The 4,871-nt window shown below is 66.5% G+C and carries 6 protein-coding genes; all 6 read left to right on the plus strand.

Annotated features, from left to right (window positions below; translation table 11 throughout):
- The first annotated feature begins 21 nt into the window (after window positions 1-21).
- Window positions 22-783 (plus strand): ScpA family protein, encoded by a 762-nt coding sequence (locus I71_RS33225; protein WP_083897520.1) that lies wholly within the window; start codon window positions 22-24, stop codon window positions 781-783.
- Window positions 776-1,393, plus strand: a complete 618-nt coding sequence (scpB, locus tag I71_RS33230; protein WP_042704370.1) for an SMC-Scp complex subunit ScpB — start codon at window positions 776-778, stop codon at window positions 1,391-1,393. The genes I71_RS33225 and scpB overlap by 8 nt, the downstream gene beginning before the upstream one ends.
- Window positions 1,394-1,554: 161 nt before the next feature.
- Entirely contained in the window at window positions 1,555-1,794 is a 240-nt protein-coding gene (locus I71_RS33235) for a twin-arginine translocase TatA/TatE family subunit (RefSeq protein ID WP_042704372.1), read from the plus strand.
- 74 nt (window positions 1,795-1,868) lie between these two features.
- Window positions 1,869-2,423 (plus strand): Sec-independent protein translocase protein TatB, encoded by a 555-nt coding sequence (gene tatB / locus I71_RS33240; protein WP_042704373.1) that lies wholly within the window; start codon window positions 1,869-1,871, stop codon window positions 2,421-2,423.
- A 13-nt stretch (window positions 2,424-2,436) separates the two neighbouring features.
- Entirely contained in the window at window positions 2,437-3,225 is a 789-nt protein-coding gene (tatC, locus tag I71_RS33245) for a twin-arginine translocase subunit TatC (protein WP_042704374.1), read from the plus strand.
- A 171-nt stretch (window positions 3,226-3,396) separates the two neighbouring features.
- Window positions 3,397-4,871, plus strand: a 1,475-nt coding sequence (gene alaS, locus I71_RS33250; protein WP_042704376.1) for an alanine--tRNA ligase, incomplete at its 3' end; no start/stop codon positions are given.

Consider the following 4,871-nt stretch of genomic DNA (forward strand, 5'->3'; position numbering starts at 1 on the left):
GCGGAGCGCGCCGTCCGAACGCTGTTGCTGGTCCTCGACGGCTTCGAGGGACCGCTCGACATGCTGCTGGCGTTGGGGCGCGACCAGAAGGTCGACCTGACGCGCATCTCTATTCTCGAATTGGCCGACCAGTATCTGAGCTTCGTCGCGGAGGCGCGGAAGGTTCGGCTGGAACTGGCCGCCGACTATCTGGTGATGGCGGCATGGCTGGCCTACCTGAAGTCGCGCCTGCTGCTGCCCGAGCCGGAGGGGGAGGAGCCGTCCGGCGAGGACATGGCCGCCGCGCTCGCCTTCCAGCTCCAGCGGCTGGAAGCGATGAAGGACGTGGCCGAGAAACTGTTCGCCCGTCCGCGGCTGGGCATCGACGTCCACCCGCGCGGTGCGCCGGAGGATTTGGATCTGCGCCGCAAGTCGGTCTACGAGGTCACGCTGTTCGACCTGCTGCGCGCCTATGGCCGCCAGCGCGCCCGCAAGGAGTCCGGCGTCCTGCACATCGCCCCGGTCCGCCTTTATTCGATGGAGGAGGCGGTGCAGCGCCTGTCCTCGCTGTTGGGCCACATGCCGGACTGGGCGACGCTGGCGAGCTTCCTGCCGGGCGGGGAGGGTGGCGGGCTGCTGACCCGGTCGGCACTCGCCGCGCATTTCGCCGCGACGCTGGAATTGGCCAAGGCCGGCCGGCTGGAACTGCGTCAGGAGGGCGCCTTCGCCCCGCTCTATGTCCGCGGCCGCTCCGGTGATTCTCAGGACGCTGGCATTTCGGAAGACGTGAACTCGCATGATTAAGGAAGTCACCGACGCCCACGAGACGGAGGCCCGCATCGGCAGGCTGCGCCTGCTGGAGGCGTTGCTGTTCGCGTCGGCCGAGCCGCTGGACGAGGAAACGCTGGCCGGCCGCATCGGGCCGGAGGTCGGGCTGCTGCTGGAGGAACTGCGCGCCCATTACGCCCCGCGCGGCATCACTCTGGTGCGCACCGGCGGCGGCTGGGCCTTCCGCACCGCGGTCGATCTGGCACCGGAACTGCGCCGTGAGGAGGAGGTGTCGCGCAAGCTGTCGCGCGCGGCCATCGAGACGCTGGCGATCATCGCCTACCACCAGCCGGTGACCCGGGGGGAGATCGAGTCCATCCGCGGCGTGGCGACCAGCAAGGGCACGCTGGATTTGCTGATGGAGCATGGCTGGGTCCGGCCGGGCAAGCGGCGGGAGACGCCGGGACGGCCGCTGACCTGGATCACCACCGACCATTTCCTCGACCATTTCGGGCTGGAGAGCCTGCGCGACCTGCCCAGTGTCGACGACCTGCGCGCCGCCGGCCTGCTGGACAGCCGGCCGGTGCTGCTGGGGCTGGGAGGCGCGGCGGACGACAGCGCGCTGGGGAGCGACAACGAGGAGTGAGCCGTGGCCGGATCTTGGCTTTTTCTCCGGCGTCTGGGCGAATTCCCGTGAAACCTCAATGACAACCGGTTAAGGATGATGGGGCGAACGTTGCGGCACCCCGGCCTTTCTGCCATAGTGCCGGCCCGCCGCAAAGGCCGTTCAAACGTGATAGGCGCGCCATGGGTTCTTTCAGCATCTGGCACTGGATCATCGTTCTTCTGATCGTTCTTCTGCTGTTCGGCGCCGGTAAGTTGCCGAAGGTGATGGGCGATCTCGCCAAGGGCGTGAAGTCCTTCAAGGCCGGCCTGCAGGACGACAGCGACGATGCCGCGCCCGGCAGCAATGCCAAGACCATTCCGAACCAGCCTGCCAACACGGCCGAAACCGCGGCCAAGAAGGACGAGGCGGTCCGCAGCTGACCGGCGGGCGCGCGGCTGTCCGTCCCGGACGCCGCACGCCATCCTGCCCACCGCATTCGTGAAGCCGGAAGAACATGTTCGACATCGCTTGGTCCGAACTGATGGTGATCGCCGTCATCGCCCTTGTGGTCATTGGCCCCAAGGATCTGCCCAAGGCGATCTTCACGCTCGGCAAATGGGTGCGTAAGGCGCGGGTCGTCGCGCGCGAATTCCAGACCCACATCGACGACATGATGCGGGAGACCGAGTTGGATGAGCTTCGCAAGGAAGCGCTGAAGACCCGTGACCTGAACATCAAGAAGATGATGGAGGACACCATCGACCCGAAGGGGGAGGTGGGGAAAGCCTTCGATGCCAAGGAATTCGATGTGGGCCTGAACGGCCATCCCGGCAGCCCGCCGGAACCGGACCAGCCCCAGGTGCCGGAGCCGGCGACCAGCGCGCCGGCCACGCCGATGGTCACCGACAGCGTGGCGCCTTCGGCTGCCCCATCGCCGATCACCACGGCACCGATCACCACGGCACCGGCCATCGCCGAGCCGCCGCATCCGGCCCCGGTGCCGCAGCCCGCTCCGGCCCCGCGCCCGGACGCCGTGGCTACCGCCCAGCCGACCGACAAGCAGACCTGAGACAAGACGGCCCATGACCGGCGATACCCAGCAGGACGAACTCGAAGACAGCAAGATGCCGCTGATCGATCATCTGATCGAGCTGCGGAACCGGCTGATGTGGGCGATCGGTGCCATCCTGATCGCCTTCCTGCTGTGCTATGCGGTGTCGGACAAGATTTACAATTTCCTGGTCCAGCCGCTGGCCGACATCCTGGCGGGGCAGGGGCGCCGGATGATCTACACCGGTCTGACCGAAGCCTTCTTCACCTATGTGAAGGTGGCCTTCTGGGCCGGTTGCTTCATCTCCTTCCCGGTCGTCGCCAGCCAGATCTGGATGTTCGTGGCGCCCGGCCTGTACAAGCATGAGCGCAAGGCCTTCCTGCCCTTCCTGGTGGCGACTCCGGTGATGTTCCTGACCGGTGCCGGCATCGTCTATTACTTCATCTTCCCGATGGCCTGGCGGTTCTTCCTGGGTTTCGAGTTCCATCCCGACGGCAGCAACGCCCTGCCCATCGAGTTCGAGGCGCGCGTCGGCGAATATCTGCATCTGGTGATGTCGCTGATCTTCGCCTTCGGCATCGCCTTCCAGCTGCCGGTGCTGCTGACCTTGCTGGTCCGCGTCGGCATCATCAGCACCGACGCCCTGGCGTCGAAGCGTCGCTATGCCATCGTCGGCGCCTTCATCGCCGCCGCGGTGCTGACCCCGCCCGACGTCATCAGCCAGGTCAGTCTGGCGCTGCCGCTGATCGCGCTCTACGAGATCGCGATCATCGTCGGCCGCCGGATCGAAAAGGCACGGGCGGCGGCGGAAGCCGAGTGACCGGCGGCAATGTGCCCGCAGCATTTTGCCAGTGGCATTTTGCTCCTGGCAATTTGCCCGCCGTGACCTAGGGTAATAATCCGTCCGTCGTGGACATGCCGCCATTCTCGCGCTAAAAGCACGGTTCGGCCAACAAAAGGGCCTCAGCCGCGCACCCGGAGCCTTGACCGTATGCAGACCGCCAACGACATCCGTCGCACGTTCCTGGATTTCTTCGCCAAGCAGGGCCACCAGAAGGTCGATTCGTCGCCGCTCGTGCCGCGCAACGATCCGACGCTGATGTTCACCAATGCCGGCATGGTCCAGTTCAAGAACGTCTTCACCGGTGCCGAGACGCGGCCCTACAAGCGTGCGGCCACCTCGCAGAAATGCGTGCGCGCCGGTGGCAAGCACAACGACCTCGACAATGTCGGCTACACCGCGCGGCACCACACCTTCTTCGAGATGCTGGGCAACTTCTCCTTCGGCGATTATTTCAAGGACGACGCCATCGCGTTCGCCTGGAACCTGATCACCAGGGAATACGGTCTGCCGGCCGACAAGCTGCTGGTGACGGTCCACACCTCGGACGAGGACGCGGCGGGCATCTGGCGCAAGGTCGCCGGCCTGTCGGACGACCGCATCATCCGCATCCCGACCGACGACAATTTCTGGCGCATGGGCGACACCGGCCCCTGCGGTCCCTGCTCCGAGATCTTCTTCGACCACGGCCCGTCGATCGCCGGCGGCCCGCCGGGCAGCCCGGACCAGGATGGCGACCGCTTCATCGAGATCTGGAACCTCGTGTTCATGCAGTATGAACAGCTGGGTCCGGACAATCTGGTGGCGCTGCCCAAGCCGTCCATCGACACCGGCATGGGGCTGGAGCGTCTGGCCGCCGTCCTGCAAGGCAAGCACGACAACTACGACATCGACCTGATGCGGGCGCTGATCATGGCGTCTGCCGAGGCGACCAAGACCTCGCCGGACGGCGCGCATGCGGTGTCGCACCGCGTCATCGCCGACCATCTGCGCTCCACCTCCTTCCTGATCGCCGACGGCGTGCTGCCGTCGAACGAGGGCCGCGGCTATGTGCTGCGCCGGATCATGCGCCGCGCCATGCGTCACGCCCACATGATCGGTGCGCGCGAGCCGCTGATGCACCGTCTGGTTCCGGCGCTGATCCAGCAGATGGGCGACGCCTATCCGGAGTTGAACCGCGCCCGCGCCCTGATCGTCGAGACGCTGAAGCTGGAGGAGACCCGCTTCAAGCAGACGCTGGAGCGCGGCCTGCGCCTGCTGGAGGACGAGGTCGGCCATCTTGGCGAAGGCCAACCGCTGGCCGGCGACGTCGCCTTCAAGCTGTACGACACCTTCGGCTTCCCGCTCGACCTGACGCAGGACGTGCTGCGCGGCCAGGGCCGCGGCGTCGATGAGGCCGGCTTCAAGGCGGCGATGGACGAGCAGCGCCGCAAGGCCCGCGAATCCTGGGCCGGCTCGGGCGAGGTCGGCACCGAGAAGCTGTGGTACGAGATCAAGGACGAGCTGGGCGCCACCGAGTTCTTCGGCTACGACACCGAAGTGGCCGAAGGGCAGGTGACCGCCATTGTCAAGGGCGATGCCCGCGTCGAAGCCCGCCACGCCGGCGATCAGGTGATGGTCGTCGT

It is taken from the genome of Azospirillum sp. B506 (genome assembly GCF_000333595.1).
Classification (GTDB): domain Bacteria; phylum Pseudomonadota; class Alphaproteobacteria; order Azospirillales; family Azospirillaceae; genus Azospirillum.